The sequence below is a fragment of the Streptomyces sp. NPDC003032 genome (genome assembly GCF_053591415.1).
The window spans coordinates 132131-152310 of the sequence record NZ_JBSFTT010000013.1 but is presented as its reverse complement, the minus strand read 5'-3'; the positions used below and the strand labels follow the sequence as shown (position 1 = coordinate 152310).

Annotated in this window: 13 protein-coding genes and 1 pseudogene; 12 read left to right on the top strand and 2 right to left on the bottom strand. The window is 70.5% G+C overall.

Features of this window, described 5'->3' with window-relative positions; all coding sequences use genetic code 11:
* Nucleotides 1-245: 245 nt before the first annotated feature.
* Nucleotides 246-884, bottom strand: coding sequence for a hypothetical protein (locus ACWDZ7_RS20305; RefSeq protein WP_451798624.1), 639 nt, complete (start codon nucleotides 882-884; stop codon nucleotides 246-248).
* A 376-nt stretch (nucleotides 885-1260) separates the two neighbouring features.
* Here ACWDZ7_RS20305 and ACWDZ7_RS20300 point away from each other — a divergent pair, with 376 nt between their 5' ends.
* The 9 genes from ACWDZ7_RS20300 (at nucleotide 1261) to ACWDZ7_RS20260 (ending at nucleotide 15017) form a co-directional block, all read left to right on the top strand.
* Nucleotides 1261-3420, top strand: coding sequence for a RecQ family ATP-dependent DNA helicase (locus ACWDZ7_RS20300; protein WP_451798622.1), 2160 nt, complete (start codon nucleotides 1261-1263; stop codon nucleotides 3418-3420).
* A gap of 39 nt (nucleotides 3421-3459) precedes the next feature.
* Nucleotides 3460-3921 carry a choice-of-anchor K domain-containing protein gene (locus ACWDZ7_RS20295; protein ID WP_451798621.1) on the top strand — a complete coding sequence of 154 codons (462 nt, stop codon included), beginning with the start codon at nucleotides 3460-3462 and terminating at the stop codon, nucleotides 3919-3921.
* 55 nt (nucleotides 3922-3976) lie between these two features.
* Nucleotides 3977-5551 (top strand): DUF4192 domain-containing protein, encoded by a 1575-nt coding sequence (locus ACWDZ7_RS20290; RefSeq protein ID WP_451798619.1) that lies wholly within the window; start codon nucleotides 3977-3979, stop codon nucleotides 5549-5551.
* Nucleotides 5552-5881: 330 nt separating this feature from the next.
* Nucleotides 5882-7840 carry a glycogen debranching N-terminal domain-containing protein gene (locus ACWDZ7_RS20285; RefSeq protein ID WP_451798618.1) on the top strand — a complete coding sequence of 653 codons (1959 nt, stop codon included), beginning with the start codon at nucleotides 5882-5884 and terminating at the stop codon, nucleotides 7838-7840.
* A 196-nt stretch (nucleotides 7841-8036) separates the two neighbouring features.
* Nucleotides 8037-8798, top strand: coding sequence for an NUDIX hydrolase (locus tag ACWDZ7_RS20280; RefSeq protein WP_451798616.1), 762 nt, complete (start codon nucleotides 8037-8039; stop codon nucleotides 8796-8798).
* Between the two features lie 217 nt (nucleotides 8799-9015).
* Nucleotides 9016-10923, top strand: coding sequence for an ABC transporter ATP-binding protein (locus ACWDZ7_RS20275; protein ID WP_451798615.1), 1908 nt, complete (start codon nucleotides 9016-9018; stop codon nucleotides 10921-10923).
* A gap of 162 nt (nucleotides 10924-11085) precedes the next feature.
* Entirely contained in the window at nucleotides 11086-11976 is an 891-nt protein-coding gene (locus ACWDZ7_RS20270; RefSeq protein ID WP_451798613.1) for a FadR/GntR family transcriptional regulator, read from the top strand.
* 452 nt (nucleotides 11977-12428) lie between these two features.
* Nucleotides 12429-13973, top strand: a complete 1545-nt coding sequence (locus ACWDZ7_RS20265) for an RNA polymerase sigma factor (protein WP_451798611.1) — start codon at nucleotides 12429-12431, stop codon at nucleotides 13971-13973.
* A 138-nt stretch (nucleotides 13974-14111) separates the two neighbouring features.
* Nucleotides 14112-15017, top strand: coding sequence for a S1 family peptidase (locus ACWDZ7_RS20260; protein ID WP_451798610.1), 906 nt, complete (start codon nucleotides 14112-14114; stop codon nucleotides 15015-15017).
* A 93-nt stretch (nucleotides 15018-15110) separates the two neighbouring features.
* Here ACWDZ7_RS20260 and ACWDZ7_RS20255 read toward each other — a convergent pair whose 3' ends face one another.
* On the bottom strand, nucleotides 15111-15341 hold the full coding sequence (locus tag ACWDZ7_RS20255; RefSeq protein WP_150186615.1) for a DUF7455 domain-containing protein: 231 nt from the start codon (nucleotides 15339-15341) through the stop codon (nucleotides 15111-15113).
* A 441-nt stretch (nucleotides 15342-15782) separates the two neighbouring features.
* Here ACWDZ7_RS20255 and ACWDZ7_RS20250 point away from each other — a divergent pair, with 441 nt between their 5' ends.
* The 3 genes and pseudogenes from ACWDZ7_RS20250 (at nucleotide 15783) to ACWDZ7_RS20240 (ending at nucleotide 20157) form a co-directional block, all read left to right on the top strand.
* The gene (locus ACWDZ7_RS20250) at nucleotides 15783-17906 is read left to right on the top strand and encodes a DNA gyrase/topoisomerase IV subunit B (protein WP_451798608.1); all 2124 of its coding nucleotides are present in this window, start codon (nucleotides 15783-15785) and stop codon (nucleotides 17904-17906) included.
* Nucleotides 17907-18020: 114 nt separating this feature from the next.
* Nucleotides 18021-18568, top strand: a pseudogene (locus ACWDZ7_RS20245) (DUF485 domain-containing protein).
* The gene (locus tag ACWDZ7_RS20240; RefSeq protein ID WP_451798607.1) at nucleotides 18565-20157 is read left to right on the top strand and encodes a solute symporter family protein; all 1593 of its coding nucleotides are present in this window, start codon (nucleotides 18565-18567) and stop codon (nucleotides 20155-20157) included. Before ACWDZ7_RS20245 ends, ACWDZ7_RS20240 begins: the two are co-directional and overlap by 4 nt.
* Nucleotides 20158-20180: the final 23 nt, after the last annotated feature.

The window sequence follows — 20180 nt, the reverse complement described above, 5'->3', positions numbered from 1 at the left end:
GTCCGACGTTCGACGTCCCGTGTCCGCCGGGGGTCGTGCGTCGGTCGGTGCGCGCCGTGCGGTGCCAAAGCGCGCCGTGCGGTGTCGACCCGTGCCGTGGCCCCCTGTGGTGCACGGTGATCAGTCGTGTGCCGCGCGGAGACGTGGCTGCTTCCCGCGTCCCGGCGCTGGATGCGGGGCACGCACTGGGGGCGAGGTCGCAGCGTGTGCGTGCGTGGCGCCTCAGAGTGCGCGTGCGTGGCGCGTCAGCGTGCCGCCGCGCGGCGGAGCACGTCCGAGGCGGCGCCTCCGGCGCGAGGCGCCGGCGGGTCGGCTCCGGTGAAGGCATCGGGCTGCGAGTCGGCGCTCGGCCTGCGGCCACCGCGCCCCTCGCCGAGCACCTGCCAGCCGTCGCGAGTCAGCGTGATGTACGCACCGCAGCGCAGCCCGTGCAAAGTGCAGGCGTCCCGCAGACCCCACATCCAGGCTCCGTCCTCCTGCGTCCAACGCGCGTCGCCCTCACGGCAGTAGAGCAGCACGGCGGTGCGCACCGGAGTGCGGCGCCGCAGGTCGTGCGGGATGATCCGACGCAATTGCGCGAGCAGCGCGTTACGGAAGATCCAGCCGTCCGTCGTGGTCGCGCGGCGGCTGAACGAGGCGCTCGCGCAGAGCCGGTCGTCCGGATCCAGCACCGCCACGACGGCCGTCGCGGGGGCCGGCCGATGCCGGGAGTGCAGGCCGCTCACGACCTCGCGTGGGTTGCGCAGCAGGGGGATTCCCGCGGCTGACCACTCCGCGGGCTCGAGCATCCGGGCCAGTCGGTGGGCGGAATCGGCGGACATCTCGGCCGGCGTCGAAGACTCCGGCAGCGAGGCCGCATCGGACGGAGCGAATGCGAAGGTCACGGTCCTCCCTTCGGCTACGCGCCCCCGACTGAGGGCGAGGGTCGGACTGGGGGAGCGCACCGCGGCACAGCCCTTCCGGGCCACGGGAACCGCGCGGGGAGCAATTCCAATTCTTCCCGTCGTACGTGCTTGCGGCAACGAGCATTTGGGCTCGCACGTCGGTATCGGACGATGCGTCGTGTATATCCTTCCCACCTTGCCGTCCCTCGACGCTCACTCCGTCCCTGTACAGCCAGGACCTTGTACAGCCAGGACCAGCGGCGACATGTCCATGGCTCCGGCGCGACGTCGGTCCGGTGCGACGTCGCCTCCTCATCGGGCCTGGTCACGTTGCGTGAGTTGGTCGATTGTCAGTGGTATCGGGTTGCATGGGGGCATGGACAACCAGGAGCTGCGCACTGAAGCCGACGCCATCCTCGCCGAGCTCGTCGGCGACCCGGGGGGTACGGCGCGGCTGCGGGAGGACCAGTGGCAGGCGGTGGCGGCTCTGGTGGAGGAGCGTCGGCGCGCCCTGGTGGTGCAGCGCACGGGCTGGGGCAAGTCGGCGGTGTACTTCGTCGCCACCGCTCTGCTGCGACGGCGCGGCTCCGGCCCTACGGTGATCATCTCGCCGCTGCTGGCGCTGATGCGCAACCAGGTCGAGTCGGCGGCGAGGGCGGGCATCCGGGCGCACACGATCAACTCGGCCAACCCGGAGGAATGGAACACCATCTACGAGGAGGTCGAGCGAGGCGAGACCGACGTCCTCCTTGTCAGCCCGGAACGCCTCAATTCCGTGGACTTCCGCGAGCAGGTGCTGCCCAAGCTGGCGGCCACGACCGGCCTGCTGGTGGTCGACGAGGCGCACTGCATCTCCGACTGGGGGCACGATTTCCGCCCCGACTACCGCCGCCTGCGGGCGATGCTCGCCGAGCTGCCCGTCGGCGTCCCGGTACTGGCCACGACGGCGACCGCCAACGCGCGCGTGACCGCGGACGTGGCCGAGCAGCTCGGGACCGGTGCGGGCGAGGCTCTGGTGCTGCGCGGCCCGCTGGAGCGGGAGAGCCTGCGCCTGGGCGTGGTCCAGCTGCCGGATGCAGCGCACCGGCTGGCCTGGCTCGCCGAGCACCTGGACGAGCTGCAGGGTTCCGGAATCATCTACGCGCTCACCGTCGCCGCGGCCGAGGAAGCCACCGCCTTCCTGCGGCAGCGCGGCTTCCAGGTGGCCTCGTACACGGGCCGTACGGAGAACGCCGACCGTCTGCAGGCCGAGATCGATCTGCAGGAGAACCGGGTCAAGGCGCTCGTCGCGACTTCCGCGCTGGGCATGGGCTTCGACAAGCCGGATCTCGGCTTCGTGGTGCACCTCGGCTCGCCGTCGTCGCCGATCGCCTACTACCAGCAGGTGGGCCGTGCGGGCCGCGGTGTCGAGCACGCCGATGTGCTGCTGCTGCCGGGCAAGGAGGACGAGGCCATCTGGCGCTACTTCGCCGATACGGCTTTCCCGCCCGAGACCCAGGTCCGGCAGACCCTGGCGACCCTCGCCGACGCGGGACGACCGCTGTCCGTGCCCGCCCTGGAAGCGGCGGTGGACCTTCGGCGCACCCGCCTGGAGACCATGCTGAAGGTGCTCGACGTGGACGGGGCGGTCAAGCGGGTGAAGGGCGGCTGGACCTCCACCGGGCAGCCGTGGGTCTACGACGCCGAGCGGTACGCGTGGGTGGCGCGGCAGCGCGCCGCCGAGCAGCAGGCCATGCGGGACTACGTGAGCACGTCCCGGTGCCGGATGGAGTTCCTGCGCCGGCAGCTGGACGACGAAGGTGCGATTCCCTGCGGCCGTTGTGACAACTGTGCCGGTGCCTGGGCCGATTCCTCCGTCTCGTCGGAGACGTTGACGGGAGCGGCGAAGGAACTGGATCGCCCGGGGGTGGAGGTCGAGCCGCGCCGGATGTGGCCGACGGGGATGCCCGCGCTGGGCATCAACCTCAAGGGACGTATCCCGGCCAAGGAGCAGTGCTCCACCGGACGTGCCCTCGGGAGGCTCTCGGACATCGGCTGGGGCAACCGGCTGCGCCCGCTGCTGGCCGAGAACGCGCCTGACGGTCCGGTCCCCGACAAGGCCCTACAGGCGGCGGTGGACGTGCTCGCCGACTGGGCGCGCTCTCCGGGCGGCTGGGCGCCGAACGTCCCGGAGGCCTCCGCCCGGCCGGTGGGAGTCGTCGCCGTACCGTCCCTGTCCCGACCGCAACTGGTCGGGTCCCTCGCCCAGGGGATCGCCACCATCGGCCGCCTCCCCTTCCTGGGCGCCCTGGAGTACACCGGCCCGGACGGCGCGCACACGGCACGCCGCAGCAACTCCGCCCAGCGCGTCAGGGCGCTCTCCGGCGCGTTCACCGTCCCTGAGGAGCTGGCGGCCGCCCTGCGGCGCTCACCAGGCCCTGTCCTGCTCGTGGACGACTACACGGACTCCGGCTGGACCCTGGCGGTCGCTGCCCGCCTTCTCCGCCAGGCGGGCAGCGAACAGGTGCTTCCCTTGGTGCTCGCTGCGGCGGGCTGAGCTTTCCCCCGGCCCTCTCCCGCGCGGACTGCAGCGGTTGTGACCAGGCGTACCAGGCGTAACAGGCGTGCTTTTGTGAGAGCGAATCGACAGGCAGCTCGTTCGGGTGAGATCCCAAAAGAGGAGCGTTCCTGTAATGGCCAAGATTCACACCGACGGTTCAGCTGGGGCGCCGCTGTGGGCACCGAGAAGAGCTCTTACGAATTCGAGGGAAACGCCGTCCAGGCGGACGTCGACGGCCCTCCGTTCGTGCTCGGTACATTCACGCACCACAACATCCCGATCTACATACCGTTCGAGCGTTTCCGGGCGGACCTCAAGGTCGCCATGACCATCCAGGACAGCACCAAGCGAGACTTCATCATCCGTTTCTCGCATTACGAGTCGCTGAATCGCGGACCCGTGGCGGCCCAGGCCGATGTGGTCGACCTGCCAAACGTCAAGGTGGAGAAGGCCGCACACACCTCTCGCGTCGCTCACACCTCCATGGCGTGCCCCTGACCAGAGTTATCCACAGGGGCAACCGGAACCTTGTGATCCGCGGGACAGTCGTCGCATGACGAATCACAGCGAAGCAACGGGACCGATCGACCCGAACGACGCCGCTCGTTCCGACGGCCCGACCGACCCCACCTCCAGCCCCGTCCGCCCCGGCTCCACCGACCCGGGCCCCGCCGAGCTTCGTCCCGGCGATCCGTTCGACGAGCCCTTGGTCACCCTGCGCACCCCTGCCGAACTGGCCGACGCCTTGCCGTACCTGCTCGGCTTCAAGCCCGAGGAAAGCATCGTGCTCATCGCGCTGCACGGGGAACGCGGGCGGTTCGGAGGCCGGGTGCGCCTAGGGATTCCCGAGCGCGCGGAGGACTGGCCGTGTGTCGCGCAGCAGCTGGCCCAGTGCCTGGTGGGCGGCTGCGAACGGAGGGGAGCCCGCCCCGACGGCATCGTCGCCTTCCTCTGCCGGGAGCCCGGCGAAGCGGAGTCCGGACAACAGGTCGTGCGGCGCCTACGGCCGCTGGCGCAGTTGCTGCGCACGGCGTGCGGCGCGCTCGACGTCCCGGTGTTCGAGGTCGTGTGCATTTCGGGAGGTCGCTTCTGGACCTACTGCTGTCCGGACACCCGGTGCTGCCCGCCGGAGGGCATCCCCCTGCTCAGGCCGGGCACCTCGGTCCTGGCGGCTGCGGCGACCTACATGGGCGTCCCAGCGGTCGCCGGCCAAGGCGAGATCAGGGCGCGGCTCATCCCCTGGGAGACCGCTGCGGCGATCGAGCAGGAGCGTGCGCTGGACGCCGCCGGCCTCGCGCTCATCCCCAGGATGCTGAACGAGGAGGCGCACGTAGCCGCCGCCGAGACGCTCGACCTGGCGCGTCGGATCAGGGCGCGGCTGGCTGCCGCACCGCCCGCTAGCGGCACGCTGGAGGCGGACAACAGGGACGACGAACTGATCGCGCACGACGAAGCGGCCGCACTGATCCTCGGCCTCCAGGTCCGGACGACACGCGACCGCGCGGCGGAGTGGATGGAAGGCGACGAGGCGCCTCCCACGCTCCGGCTCTGGCGGGCACTGGCGCGACGTTGCGTCGGTGCGTACGCGGAGCACGCGGCGGCACCGCTGGCTCTCGCCGGTTGGGTCGCCTGGTCCCTGGGCGACCTCGCGGAGGGCCAGGAAGCCTTGGACATGGCGTTGTGCGCCGACCCCGAGTACATGTTCGCCCAGCTCCTGAACCGCGCATGCAACGAAGACATGGACCCGGAGCCGATCCGTCGCTGTCTCCGCAGGAGGCACAGCGATTGCGATGACGATTCTGACGGGACCTCTGACAGCAATCCTGAGGGGAATGCGGCTTGGGAATCGCCGGGCGGCTCCTCCGAAGGCCCGGGGGCTGTGCGGTTGTCGGAGGCGACGGACTCGCCCGCGCAGGGAGGCGCTTCCAGGCGGCGTCGTCGCCGACTGCCTCGTTCGCCGGGCAGCGATGGCTCCCGGAGCTTCGACGCCCCCCGCTCCTCAAGCGGACCCGGCACCAGCCGTAGCCCAGGCGGCCCCAGCGGCCCCCGTGCCTCCGGCGGCGTCCCCGGCGCGGGCCCCCAGAACCGGCGGCGGACCATCAGGCGCGGCACGAGGCACGGCCGATGAGCGCGCCCGTGCGTGGGTGGGCCAGGTGGGCGGCGCCGCTGCGCTCAAGGTTGGCGTCCATAGGGAGATGGCTCCATGTGGTCGGCTTCCTGTGGGGGGAGCGTGTCTTGCGGCGGTGCGGGTCCGTTCACCTGAGTGGCGGTATCCGCGGCCGAGCCGCGTCGCTGTACCGCCTCCGACCTTCCGTAGCGCAGACAACGCCGAAGAAGCCGCCCCATGTCCCTTTCCGCTCCGTCTTCCGCGTCCGACAGAGAGGGGCCTCGCCGGCCCGCGCCGACCCCCGCGCTCCGGCCCGGCGCACCGCGTCCGTCCGGTCTACCGGCGCAGGCGTTGCGCCGCCCTGCCGAGCTCCCGCCCGCGCACGCGACCTTGATCTGCGTCGCCCTGCCTGCCTTCGCCGTCTCGACCGACCAGGGGCAGTTGACCGGCCGTGGGCTGGAGGGGTTCTACCGCGAGGGACGCCGGATCCTGTCGCGCTGCCAGGTGCGCGTAGCAGGGCGCGAGCCCGTCGCGGTGCAGGCCCGCATGGTCTCCGCGGACAGCGCCCGCTTCGTGGCGACACTGCGCCTGCCGACCGACGCCGGCCCCGACCCGGAAGTCGTCGTCGAGCGGATCCGCTACGCGGACGGTACGGAACGGATCACGTTGCACAGCGCGGCCGGGCGCCACCTGCGGCTGCCCGTCGAGGTCGCGCTCGGCACGGACCTTGCCGAGGTGGGACTCGTCGCCTCCGGCAGAGCCGGGCCCGAACTGCCCGCGAGCGTGCACGCCTCCGGCATGCGGTGGTCGTCCGCCACGGCCCACTGCGCGGTCACGGCTGACCCGGCGCCCGCGGACGCCCTGGCCTCGGCGGGGCTGTTGCGCTGGGAGGTGGACCTGCCGCCGGGCGCCTCCCGGAGCGTGGAGCTGCGGGTGAGGCCCGATGGCGCCGGGCCGATCCGCGCGGCGGGGCACGGCGCGATGCGTTCCGTCACCACAGCTCGAGCCGTGGGCGACGACCCCAGGGTCCAGCCGCTGCTCGACCGGTCCATCGAGGATCTGCAGGCGTTGCTGCTGCGGGACCCCGGACACCCCACGGACATGTACGCGGCCGCGGGTGCGCCGTGGCGCTGCGGACTCGCGCCCGCCGAGGCGCTGGCCGCCGCCCGCATGGCGCTGCCGCTTGGCACACGGCTCGCCGCCGGTACGTTGCGCGCCCTCGCTCGAAGCCAACTGGCGGGGCCCGGACCGCGGTTCGGCATGATCCCGGGGCCGCTGAGGGACGCGGGGCCGCACCTGCCACCCGGCTGCACCGGCATCGAGGCGACCCTGCTCTTCCCCGTGCTCCTCGCCGAAGCGCGGCGTTGGGGGCTTCCCGGACAGGAAGTGGAGGAACTGCTGCCCGCGGCGGAGAGGTGCCTGCGGTGGCTGCGCACCGCGGTCGGCGACGGCGTATTCCTGACGGACGCGCACCCGAATGGACCGGCGCGCTGTGAGACCCAGGCTCACGCGCACCGGGCCGCGCTGCTCGGCGCCGACCTGCTCGACGCATACGGCATCGAGGGCTCCGCGGACCTGCGGCAGTGGGCCCAGCGGCTGCGGTCCACGTTTCGGGAGGAGTTCTGGGTGGAGGACCGGACAGGTGGCCGCCCGGCCTCGGCTCGCCTGCGCGACGGCCGCCCCTTGCGGCACCTCACCGGGGGAGCGGCCCACCTCCTGGACACCGGCCTGCTCGGGTCGGGGACGCTCGCCCCGGGCCTGCTCGACAAGGTCCAGACCGGACAACTCGCCAGGCTGTTCGGCGGGCCCGCCATGGACTCCGGTTGGGGGCTGCGCAGCCTGGGGGCCAGAGAGGCCGCGTACAACCCGTTCGGGCATCGCGGCGGGACGGTCCGCGTACAGGAGACGGCGGCCGCCGTCACGGGCCTTGCGGCGGCGGGGTACGAGAAGGAGGCGAGTTCGCTGTTGCGAGGCCTGCTGTCGGCGGCCGAGCGCTTCGGCCATCGGCTGCCCGAGATGTACGCGGGGGAGCAGCGCACGGAGGGCGGGGCTCCGCTGGCGCACCCGGCTGCCTGCCGCCCGGCGGCGACCGCCGCGGCCGCCGGGGTGCAGGTCCTCACGGCGCTCGCCGGAATCCGCCCCGACGCGCCGGCGCGGACAGTGACGCTGAGACCGGTCCGCAGCGCACCGCTGGGGGAACTGGAGCTGACCGCGCTGAGCGTCGCGGGTGCCCCGTTCTCCGTGCGGGTGAGCCGACTCGGCCTCGCCATGGTCGAGGAGGCGGCCGATGGGTTGCAGTTGGGGGTGTGATGGCCCGGTTGGGCCTTTAGGAGGTATCCGGCGTGGGGGCGGGGACATGAGTGCGGAGAAGCGGGGACAACCGGACCCGGAGCTGCGGGTCAAGGAAAGAACCTGGTCGGAGAGGTGTGGACGAAGGGAGAGAACCTGGCCGGAAGCCATGGGCGAAGAAGCTGTTTATCGTCAGGCAGACGACTATGATCGCGGCATGTCCCCCTACGACCCGTCGGCCTTCCCGCCCTTCGCCGTCACTGTCGACCTGGTCGTGCTGACCGTGCGCCGTCACGCGCTCTGCGCGCTGGCCGTACGGCGCGGTGAGCAGCCCTTCCAGGGGCGTTGGGCGCTCCCCGGAGGATTCGTACGCCCTGATGAGGATCTCTCGGCCGCAGCGGCGCGCGAACTCGTCGAGGAGACGGGCCTGTGCGCCCATGACCCCGACACCCCGGCGCAGGCCAACGGAGCGCACCTGGAACAGCTCGCCACGTACGGCGATCCCAAGCGCGATCCGCGGATGCGGGTGGTCAGCGTCGCCCACCTCGCGCTCGCTCCCGACCTGCCCGCGCCCCGGGCGGGCGGCGACGCGCACAGCGCGCGATGGGCGCCGGTAGAGGCGCTGCTCAACGAATCGGGCTTCGGCCGTGACAGCGAACCGGCCGCGCCGCTGGCCTTCGACCACGGGCAGATCCTGGCGGACGGCGTGGAGCGCGCCCGGTCCAAAATCGAGTACTCGTCGCTGGCCACGGCCTTCTGCCCGCCGGAGTTCACCGTCGGCGAACTGCGTCGCGTGTACGAGGCCGTCTGGGGTGTCGTCCTCGACCCTCGCAACTTCCATCGCAAGGTGACCGGTACCCCGGGCTTCCTCGTGCCCACGGGTGGCACGACGACTCGGCAGGGCGGCCGGCCCGCCCAGCTCTTCCGCGCGGGAGGGGCGACGCTCCTCAACCCGCCGATGCTGCGCCCCGAGGTCTGACCGCCCGCCCTCGTCCTCGGCCGCCGACTGCCCCGCCCCGCCCCGCCCCAGCGGTTCCCGCGTTCCGCGTCGCTCGGTGGACACCCGCGACCCACCTCCTGCCCGAAAAGCCGGAAATATCGCGTTATCTTGCTGCAGTACCCGCGGGGTTCGTCCGCCCCCGACCCGGCGGACGGGCCCCGGCCGCCGAGCGGTCGCACATCCTGCGAGAGAAGCGATGATCCAGGCCATCGGACTGACCAGCAATCCCCGCGATGAGCTCCAGCCCGCCGTCGACGACGTGTCCTTCGAGGCGCGAGTCGGCCGTGTCACGGCGTTGCTCGGCGCCGAGGGCGCCGGTAAGACCACGGTGCTGCGGCTGATGCTCGAACTCCAACAGGGTCGCGGAGTCGCGTACTTCAGAGGCCGCCCCCTTCATCGCATCGCTCACCCCTCGCGTGAGGTGGGCGTGCTCCTGGGCGATGTCCCAGGGCACCCGGCGCGCTCGGTCCGTGGGCACCTGCGCATGCTGTGCGCGGCCGCCGGAGTATCCGGCCGACGTGCCGACGACGTCCTTGAGGCCGTGGGCCTCGTCAGCCTCCGGGACCAGCGCCTCGGCACCCTCTCGCGCGGCATGGACCGTCGCCTCGGGCTGGCCTGCGCGCTGCTCGCCGACCCGCACACGCTTGTCCTGGACGGGCCGGCCGGCGGGCTCTCGCCTCGGGAGGGCGCCTGGCTGCACGGACTCCTGCGTGCCCACGCGAGCCAAGGCGGAACGGTTCTGTTCACGACGGACAATGCCAAGGAGGCGGCGCGGACCGCCGATCGCGTCGTCACGCTGGAGGCAGGGCGGCTCGTCGCGGACCAGGAGGTCACGGACTTCGCGAGGACCAGGCTCCGCCCCCGCGTCGCCGTCCTGAGCCCCCACGCGGCCCGCCTCGGCGCGCTCCTCGCCAAGGAAGCCCGCGCGGGGCGGCGCTCCATCGAGGTGGTCAAGGAGGACGGCAACAGGCTCTCCGTATACGGCAGTAACTGTGCCGACGTGGGGGAGACCGCCTTTCGACACGGCATCCTCGTCCATCAACTCGCCGACGAAGTCGGCGACGCGGGGCCTTGGGGACCCCCGGAGCCCTCCGGGCCTTCAGGTCCTTCGGTGCCGTTGAAACGGCCGGAGCCGTCGATGCCCCAGGGCATCGCGTCCGAGGCTCAGGTCCCCGCCGACGAGCCCGCCGAAGCCCAGCCGCCGGAGGCAGCCTTCGAAGCTCCTGCGTCCCTCGCCCACCTCGTTCCGCCAGGGGGAGACGGCACGGTCCCGCTCACGAGCGGCGATGGCACTTCCGCTTCCTCCCTGCCGCCGCCCATCACCGTCCACCCGAGCCGCAGCCCCCTCCGCCCCCTGCGGTACGAACTACGTCGCCTGACAGGTGTGGGGACCGGCTATTTCACCCTGGCCGCCGTCCTCGCCACCTCTGCTCTGATCTGCGTCTTCCTGGCGCGGGCCGGGCACACGCCGCAGCCGCGCCTGCTCGCCGCCTGGCCCCAGGAGCTGCCCTTGCCGCCCGCCGCTCTTGGCGCGGGGTTGCTCGGCGCCCTCGCCTTCGGGGACGAATTCCGGCATCCCGCCCTCGCCGCGGACCGGGGAACCGTCCCGCGCCGCTTGGGGCTCCTCGTCGCCAAGCTGCTCGTCGCCGCCGCCACGGCTCTGCTGCTCGGTCTGCTCGCGGTGGGTGCCGACGCCGCGCTGCTTCACCTTGTATACGGAGAAGAGCTCACCAGAGTTCCCGGCGACTGGCTTTCCTTGAGCGGGGGTTGGGCGGCCCTGGTGACGGGGTGTGCCTGGGCGGGTGTGCTGGCCGCCGGTGTCTTCCGCTCCACGACCGCCGGGCTGGCCGCGGTCGTGGCGGTGCCGATCGTCGTCGTACCTCTCGTACAGAAGGCCGTTGAGGGGCCTGCTGTGCGGTCGGCGGCCGGACTTCCGGGGCGGTTGCGGGATCTCGCGCTGATGCAGTGGCCGTTCGGGGCCGAGCGTTACGTGGCAGGGGGAGTCCGCATGGTCGCGCAACCCGTGGGCGGCGCGCTGATGTTGTCGGTGACCGCTCTGCTCTGCGCATATGTGCTCACGGCGATGCGTGGCGGAGTCCGGTGACGACCGTCCGTCGTCTTCCGTTTCGGGGCTGCGCGCAACTCCCCGGACGGCGCTCGTTTCTTTCCGATAAGGCGTCAATTGCGGCGAGGTAAGCGATCACCCTTTCGTGTGCTTTTCACCAAAGACCTCAAGGGAGTTGGGAGCCACGCCGACAACTGATCCGTGAGTACCCTTGCGCACACCATGATGACCACCGCCCGCTCCGCCGACTCCGGCCTCGCCGGCCCGGGCGACCTCGACCGATACCCCTTCGCCGAGCCCCCCGGGGGCGGCGACCGTGTCGTCGCCCCCATGTGGGACGGCGCCGACCACGACCTGGGGCGTGTGAGCCGGCGCGCGTCCGGAAGCCGCGGCCGCGGGCTGCACGGCCAACTCGTCCAGCAGCTCGGCCAGATGATCGTCTCCGGCGATCTCGGCGCCGACCGCCCGCTCGTCCCCGAGGAGATCGGCCAGCGCTTCGAGGTCTCCCGCACCGTCGTCCGTGAGTCGCTGCGTGTGCTCGAGGCCAAGGGCCTCGTCAGCGCCCGGCCCAACGTCGGCACGCGCGTGCGTCCCGTCAGCGACTGGAACCTACTCGATCCGGACATCATCGAGTGGCGTGCCTTCGGGCCGCAGCGCGACGATCAGCGGCGCGAGCTCGGCGAGCTGCGCTGGATGATCGAGCCGCTCGCCGCCCGCCTCGCCGCCGGACACGGCCGCGAGGAGGTGCAGCAGCGTCTCGCCGACATGGTCGAGATCATGGGGCACGCGCTGGCCCAGGGCGACCCGATCACGTTCTCGCGCGCCGACGCGGAGTTCCACTCGCTGCTCATCCAGGTCGCCGGCAACCGCATGCTGGAGCACCTCTCCGGCATCGTCTCCGCCGCCCTGCAGGTCTCCGGAGGCCCGGTTACGGGCTGTGACCGACCCAGCGAGGCCTCTCTCGTGCACCACTCGCGCGTGGTCGACGCCCTCGCGGCGGGCGACGGGGCCGGCGCCGAGGCCGCCATGCGGCAGCTGCTCACCGTCCACCCGGAGGTGGAGCGCGTCGTGCCCGCCCCTCGCGAGCACTGACCCGCGCGTCGCCGCCGCCCGCCGTGCACGCGCCTCGCGACAGGCGCCTCGTCGTCCCCATGCCGTCGACGGCTCCGCCTCCGCACCGGGCGTCGCCGGATCTCCGCGGGCTCCCAGGGGCCCGGCGGGGTCCGGCGACGCGATCGTGAGGGTTGCATCGCGGGGCAACGGGGGATCATTCGTGCATGCCTATAGGTCGCTTTTGGCCGCATCTGGACGCTTTTGAGTACTTACGGGGTGTGACTCGGGCCACGTAGATTGGGCGTAACGCTCCAAGGAACAGCGCGATGACCTAAGAGGTGATAGCCGAGGAGGGAATACAGCAGTCGTTCGCGGCGCTGTGTAGCTCCCCGGCCCCCGCCCGCGCCGTCGGCCCGAATCCCTAGCCGCCGGTCGTCGGCTCCGGTCCACAATGGACGGGGCCGGAAGCCGTTTTCCAACGTTCCGAGAGGTTGTTCGTGTCGGCCAGCACATCCCGTACGCTCCCGCCGGAGATCGCCGAATCCGTCTCTGTCATGGCGCTCATCGAGCGGGGAAAGGCTGATGGGCAGATCGCCGGCGATGACGTGCGTCGTGCCTTCGAAGCTGACCAGATTCCGGCCACTCAGTGGAAGAACGTTCTGCGCAGCCTCAACCAGATCCTCGAGGAAGAGGGTGTGACGCTGATGGTCAGTGCCGCGGAGCCGAAGCGCCCCCGCAAGAGCGTCGCAGCGAAGAGCCCGGCCAAGCGCACCGCGACCAGGACGGTCGCGGCCAAGACCGCTACGGCGAAGCCCACCGCCACCGCCGCCACTGAGGCGCCGACCGCGGATGGCGCCGCCGAGGACGCGTCCGCGAAGAAGGTCGCTGCCAAGAAGACGACGGCGAAGAAGGCCGTCGCGAAGAAGACCGTCGCCAAGAAGGCCGCGGCCAAGAAGTCCACTTCCAAGAAGGACGCCGACGAGCTCCTGGACGAAGAGGGCACCGAGGAGACACCCGCCGCCGGCAAGTCCGGCGAGGGCGAGCCGGCCGAGGAAGGCGCCCAGGGCTTCGTGCTCTCCGACGAGGACGAGGACGACGCGCCGGCCCAGCAGGTCGCCGCGGCCGGCGCCACCGCCGACCCCGTCAAGGACTACCTGAAGCAGATCGGCAAGGTCCCGCTCCTCAACGCCGAGCAGGAGGTCGAGCTCGCCAAGCGCATCGAGGCCGGCCTGTTCGCCGAGGACAAGCTGGCCAACGCCGACAAGCTCGCGCCGAAGCTCAAGCGCGAGCTGGAGATCATCGCCGAGGACGGCCGCCGGGCCAAGAACCACCTCCTGGAGGCCAACCTCCGTCTGGTGGTCTCCCTGGCCAAGCGCTACACCGGCCGCGGCATGCTCTTCCTGGACCTCATCCAGGAGGGCAACCTCGGTCTGATCCGCGCGGTCGAGAAGTTCGACTACACCAAGGGCTACAAGTTCTCCACGTACGCCACCTGGTGGATCCGTCAGGCGATCACCCGCGCCATGGCCGACCAGGCCCGCACCATCCGTATCCCGGTGCACATGGTCGAGGTCATCAACAAGCTGGCCCGTGTCCAGCGCCAGATGCTCCAGGACCTGGGCCGCGAGCCCACCCCGGAGGAGCTGGCCAAGGAACTCGACATGACCCCCGAGAAGGTCATCGAGGTCCAGAAGTACGGCCGTGAGCCGATCTCCCTCCACACCCCTCTGGGTGAGGACGGCGACAGCGAGTTCGGTGACCTCATCGAGGACTCCGAAGCGGTCGTGCCGGCCGACGCGGTGAGCTTCACGCTCCTCCAGGAGCAGCTGCACTCGGTCCTGGACACCCTGTCCGAGCGTGAGGCGGGCGTGGTCTCCATGCGCTTCGGTCTCACGGACGGCCAGCCCAAGACCCTCGACGAGATCGGCAAGGTCTACGGAGTGACGCGTGAGCGCATCCGTCAGATCGAGTCGAAGACGATGTCGAAGCTGCGCCACCCGTCGCGCTCGCAGGTCCTGCGGGACTACCTCGACTAGGTCTCCTCAGTCGTCAGAGCGTTTCCCGGAAGGCCCGAAGTCTCGGTACGAGGCTTCGGGCCTTCCGCGCGCGGGTGCGCGGTATGCGCCGCTGGATGACTCTGGGTACGCGTTTGCAGCCCAGAGTGAGGAGATCGCATGCGTCGTTCCTTCGTCCGGTCGTGGACACGGGCACTGGCTCTGGCGGCCGCCGCCGCCCCACTGCCGTTGGCTTCCCCGGCACCCGCGGCCGCCGACAGCGTGGTCATCGGGGGCAGCCCTGTACGGATTTCCGATAATCCATGGATGGTGGCGCTCTCCAGCCGTGACCGGTTCGGGGGTACCCGCTCGGGACAGTTCTGCGGCGCCGTCGTCGTCGGGCGTACGACGGTCCTGACGGCTGCCCACTGCATGAGTGAGGAAGCGCTGGGCGTGCCCCTGAGCCGCGTCCTGGACCTGAAGGTCATCGCCGGCCGCGGAGACCTGCGTACGTCGGAGGGCAGGGAGATCGCTGTCCGTGACGTCTGGGTCAATCCGAAGTACGACGGCCAAACCAACTCAGGGGACGTCGCGGCGCTGACCCTGTCCGAGCCGCTACCGGAGAAGTACGTGATTGCGATGGCGGGGAGCGGCAACCCCGCATACGAGGCGGGGACGGATGCGTCCGTCTACGGCTGGGGGGACACCACGGGGTCGGGCCAGTACGCCCGGACGCTCCACGCGGCCAGGGTGCGGGTGCTGCCCGACACCGTGTGTGAAAAGGCGTACCCGGGCAGTGCCGCCGGGAAGTACGAGGCCGCCACCATGCTGTGCGCCGGCGAGATGGACGGCCGACGGGACGCCTGCCAGGGGGACAGCGGCGGGCCGCTGGTCGCGAAAGGACGACTCATCGGGCTTGTGTCCTGGGGGAGCGGCTGTGGGCGTCCTGGGAGTCCAGGCGTCTACACCCGGATCTCGGACGTGGCCAAGATGATCGGGGGTGCGCCTGAAGAGAGTGTTCCGCCGAGGTCACCGGCGGAGCCGCCGGTCCAGGAGGGCCCTGAAGGGGTGTGGGGCCTCTTGTGACGAGAGCGGGCGGCCGTCCCTGCCTGTTGGCAGGGACGGCCGCCCGTTCGCCGGCCTGGTGCGCCGGAGCTGGCTCGTCGTGGATGCGAGGTGTCAGCGTTCCTCTTCGGTGACGCTTTCCGGAACGGCGGTCAGGCGCTCCGTCTCGTCCTGTATCTCAGCGGCGATCTTCTTGAGTTCCGGCTCGAACTTGCGGCCATGGTGGGCGCAGAAGAGCAGTTCGCCGCCGCTCAGCAGGACGACGCGCAGGTATGCCTGGGCGCCGCAGCGGTCGCAGCGATCAGCGGCCGTCAGGGGGCTCGCGGGGGTCAGAACAGTAGTCACGTCGCCTCTTCTCTAGCTCGACGAGCTGTCGTACCAGGGTCAACATCCAACCAGGCCGAAAACGTTCCCGCTCGCGGCTTTTCCTCAAAATTTCTTTTTGAGGAGGTTGTCCGTTGCCGGTTGGCGGCGAATGTGCCGTATTGCGTCTCTTACGTGTCTTACGGTTTCGCGCTGTCTGTCAGGTCGGTGTCCTCCCGGCTGGCTTGCCGGTTGTTCATGAGGACGTGCCCGGAGCCTAAATGGTTCATGCCTCGAAGGGAACGTGACGTGCGCTTCACCCCATCGAGGGATCGAACATGCATACGAGTGTGGGCTAGTCTGAGTTGTGACGAGGGTGGCGTTACAACGGCTCTACCAGGCCTCGGTACCCTCTGACGGGCAACCGAAGCCGCGTCCTTACCCCAAAGGACTCCCCTTGAAATTCAGCGAGGAGCGAACCGCGTGACCGCCGAGACGTCCGTGCCGTCCACAGCGTTGCTGACAGGAGCAGATCGGGACGGTTCCAACTACACCGCGCGGCACCTGCTCGTCCTGGAGGGGCTCGAGGCCGTCCGTAAGCGCCCGGGCATGTACATCGGGTCGACGGACAGCCGCGGCCTCATGCACTGCCTCTGGGAGATCATCGACAACTCCGTCGACGAGGCCCTGGGCGGGTACTGCGACCACATCGAGGTCATCCTCCACGACGACGCCTCCGTGGAGGTCCGGGACAACGGCCGCGGCATCCCCGTGGATGTCGAGCCCAAGACCGGCCTTTCCGGAGTCGAGGTCGTCATGACCAAGCTTCACGCGGGCGGCAAGTTCGGCGGTGGCTCCTACGCCGCCTCCGGCGGTCTGCACGGCGTGGGCGCCTCCGTGGTGAACGCGCTCTCCGCGCGCCTCGACGTCGAGGTGGACCGGGCGGGCCACACGCACGCGATCAGCTTCCGGCGCGGTGTTCCCGGTGCCTTCGCCAAGGCGGGCCCCGATGCGCCCTTCGACTCGTCGGTGAAGCTCAGCAAGGTCAAGAAGGTCCCCAAGAACCGCACCGGCACGCGCGTGCGCTACTGGGCGGACCGACAGATCTTCCTCAAGGACGCCAAGCTGTCGCTGGAGCACCTCCATCAGCGCGCCCGCCAGACCGCCTTCCTCGTGCCGGGCCTGACCCTCGTCGTCCGCGACGAATTCGGCCTCGGCGAGGGTGGCACGAAGGGCGAGGAATCCTTCCGCTTCGACGGCGGCATCAGCGAGTTCTGCGAGTACCTGGCCCGGGACAAGGCGGTCTGCGACATCCTCCGGTTCTCCGGGCAGGGCACCTTCAAGGAGACCGTGCCGGTCCTGGACGACCACGGCCAGATGACTCCCACCGAGGTCACGCGTGAACTCGGTGTGGACGTGGCGCTGCGCTGGGGCACCGGGTACGACACGACCGTCAGGTCCTTCGTCAACATCATCGCCACCCCCAAGGGCGGCACCCACGTGAGCGGCTTCGAGCGCTCCCTCACCAAGACGATGAACGAGGCGATGCGCAGCCAGAAGGTGCTGCGCGTCGCCGAGGACGACATCGTCAAGGACGACGCCCTGGAAGGCCTCACGGCGGTCGTCACGGTGCGTCTCGCGGAGCCGCAGTTCGAGGGCCAGACCAAGGAGGTGCTCGGCACTTCCGCGGCCAACCGCATCGTCGCCAACGTCATCGCCAAGGAGCTCAAGGCCTTCCTGACGTCCACGAAGCGGGACGCGAAGGCCCAGGCCCGTGCCGTCATGGACAAGGCCGTCGCCGCGGCCCGTACGCGCATCGCGGCCCGCCAGCACAAGGACGCCCAGCGTCGCAAGACCGCCCTGGAGTCCTCGTCGCTGCCCGCGAAGCTCGCGGACTGCCGCAGCGACGACGTGGAGCGCAGCGAGCTCTTCATCGTCGAGGGCGACTCGGCGCTCGGCACCGCCAAGCTCGCCCGGAACTCCGAGTTCCAGGCGCTGCTGCCGATCCGCGGCAAGATCCTCAACGTTCAGAAGGCGTCCGTGACGGACATGCTGAAGAACGCCGAGTGCGGCGCGATCATCCAGGTCATAGGAGCGGGGTCCGGCCGGACCTTCGACATCGACGCGGCGCGCTACGGAAAGATCATCCTGCTCGTGGACGCCGACGTCGACGGCGCCCACATCCGGATCCTGCTGCTGACGCTCTTCCAGCGCTACATGCGGCCCATGGTCGAGGCGGGGCGCGTTTTCGCGGCGGTGCCGCCGCTGCACCGCATCGAGCTCAGCCAGCCGAAGAAGGGCCAGGACAAGTACGTCTACACGTACTCGGACCGTGAGCTGCGGGAGACCCTGCTCGAACTGCAGCGCAAGAACGTGCGCTACAAGGACTCGATCCAGCGGTACAAGGGTCTCGGCGAGATGGACGCCGATCAGCTGGCCGAGACCACGATGGACCCGCGCTTCCGGACTCTGCGCCGGATCAACATCTCGGACCTGGAGTCGTCCGAGCAGGTCTTCGACTTGCTGATGGGCAACGACGTCGCTCCGCGCAAGGAATTCATCACGAGCTCCGCGGCGACGCTGGACCGGTCCCGCATCGACGCGTAGCGGGCCAAGGCTTCACCTGATGGGGTGAAGCGCGGGGAGAGAAGAGTCGGGGATCTTCACGATCTGCCCATCCTTGGGCACGCGGACGAACAGGCTGCGGACAAGGGGGGTTCGGTGGAGAGGTACGACGGGCCCGATGCCGGGTCGGGCCGGGCTGGCCCGACCCGGCATCGGGCCGGTGATCTGAGGGATCCTTGGTACGACTCGCTCACCTCCGGCTGGGAAGAGCTGGACGGCACGGGGGCGCCGGCTCCGTTGTGTCGCCCGGGGCCGGGGCACAGCGGCGGGACGCGAGCGCGGCCGACATCTATCTGGAAGTGCGGCGCGGCGACGCTTTCCAGGAAGTGCGGAGCCGGTATCGGAGGTTCGCCTTCCCGGCGGTTGCCGTCTTCTTCACGTGGTACGTCGCGTACGTCGTGACCGCGACGGCGGCGCCGGGCCTGATGGCGCGTCCCGTCGCGGGAGCGGTGAATGTGGCGATGCTGGCGGGGCTCGGGCAGTTCCTCACGACGTTCTTGCTGACCTGGGCGTATGCCCGGCACGCTCGGTTGCGCAGGGACCGTGCGGCCCTTGATCTGCGGTGGTCCGTGTTCGAGCAGAAGCGAGAGCGGGACAGAGACCGGGAGCGGGGTAGCGATCGGGACCGGGGAGCCGAGCGGTGACCGGTGATCATCAGACCCTTGCTCTTCTGCTGTTCGGTGCCTTCGTGGCCGTCACACTCGCGATCACGACGTGGGTGAGCCGTAACAGACAGGGTTCGGCCGAGGAGTTCTACGCGGGCGGGCGGCTCTTCTCGCCGATGGAGAATGGTTTTGCCATCGCCGGGGACTACATGTCGGCCGCCTCCTTCCTCGGCATCTCCGGGCTGATCGCGCTCTTCGGGTACGACGGGCTGCTCTACTCGGTCGGCTTCCTCGTCGCATGGCTCGTGGTGCTGTTCCTCGTGGCCGAACTGGTGCGCAACTGCGGACGGTTCACGCTCGCCGATGTCGTCGCCTCGCGGATGAGGGAACGGCCGGTGCGGATCGCGGCGGGAACTTCCTCGGTGACCGTCTGCGTTCTCTATCTGGTGGCGCAGATGGTGGGGGCGGGCTCACTGGTCGCGCTGCTGCTCGGTGGGACGAGCGGGGCGGCGCAGTCCTGGACGGTGGTCGGCGTCGGCGCGCTCATGGTGATCTATGTGTCGTTGGGAGGGATGCGGGCCACCACCTGGATCCAGATCGTGAAGGCCGTCCTGTTGATGTCCGGCGCGATCGTTCTGACCGTGCTTGTCCTGGTGCGCTTTCATGGGGACTTCGATCAACTGCTGCGCACGGCAGCGGACCGCAGCGGCGAGGGTGAGCGGTTCCTGGCGCCCGGCCTGAAATACGGCGGGGACTGGACCGCGCGGCTGGACTTCATCAGCCTCGGGCTGGCGCTTGTGCTCGGTACGGCAGGGCTGCCGCACATCCTGTCCCGCTTCTACACCGTGCCGACCGCGCGGGCCGCGCGCCGGTCGGTCGTCTGGGCCATCGGTCTCATCGGCAGCTTCTATCTGATGACGATCGTGCTCGGCTTCGGCGCGGCCGCGATCGTGGGCTCCGAGGCGGTGCGCGGGTCGAACGCCGCGGGGAACACGGCGGTTCCGCTGCTCGCGCTCGACCTGGGCGGCGGCGCGGGCTCCACAGGCGGAACGGTTCTGTTCGCGGTCGTCGCCGCCGTCGCCTTCGCCACGATCCTCGCCGTGGTCGCCGGGATCACGCTCGCCTCTTCGGCGTCGGTCGCCCACGACCTGTACGCCTCCTTGCGACGGCGGAACGCGAAGCCGCGCGGTGAGGTGGCGGTGGCGCGTGTCGCCGCGGTGGGGATCGGTGTGGTCGCGATCGGGCTCGGCTTGCTGGCCCGCGACCTCAACGTCGCGTTCCTGGTGGGCCTCGCCTTCGCGGTCGCCGCGTCCGCCAACCTGCCGGTGCTGCTGTACTCGCTGTTCTGGCGGAACTTCACCACGCGTGGCGCGGTGTGGTCGGTGTACGGGGGGCTGCTGCCCGCGCTCGCGCTGGTCGTGCTCTCACCGGTGGTCTCCGGAGGGCCCAACTCGCTCTTCCCCGGGGCGGACTTCCAGTACTTCCCACTGGAGAACCCGGGGCTCGTCTCCATCCCGCTGGGGTTCCTCGCGGGCTGGCTGGGCACGGTGACCTCGCGCGAATCCGCGGACGAGGCCAAGCATGCGGAGACGGAAGTGCGGTCGCTGACCGGTGCCGGAGCGGCGTAACGATTCACTGGGCGTTCTCCAGT

What these genes read in the sequence shown, in the direction of transcription:
- ACWDZ7_RS20300 (WP_451798622.1), top strand. Translation starts at nt 1,261, where the DNA reads ATGGACAACCAGGAGCTGCGCACTGAAGCCGACGCCATCCTCGCCGAG.
- ACWDZ7_RS20275 (WP_451798615.1), top strand. Translation starts at nt 9,016, where the DNA reads ATGATCCAGGCCATCGGACTGACCAGCAATCCCCGCGATGAGCTCCAG.
- ACWDZ7_RS20260 (WP_451798610.1), top strand. Translation starts at nt 14,112, where the DNA reads ATGCGTCGTTCCTTCGTCCGGTCGTGGACACGGGCACTGGCTCTGGCG.
- ACWDZ7_RS20290 (WP_451798619.1), top strand. Translation starts at nt 3,977, where the DNA reads ATGACGAATCACAGCGAAGCAACGGGACCGATCGACCCGAACGACGCC.
- ACWDZ7_RS20280 (WP_451798616.1), top strand. Translation starts at nt 8,037, where the DNA reads ATGTCCCCCTACGACCCGTCGGCCTTCCCGCCCTTCGCCGTCACTGTC.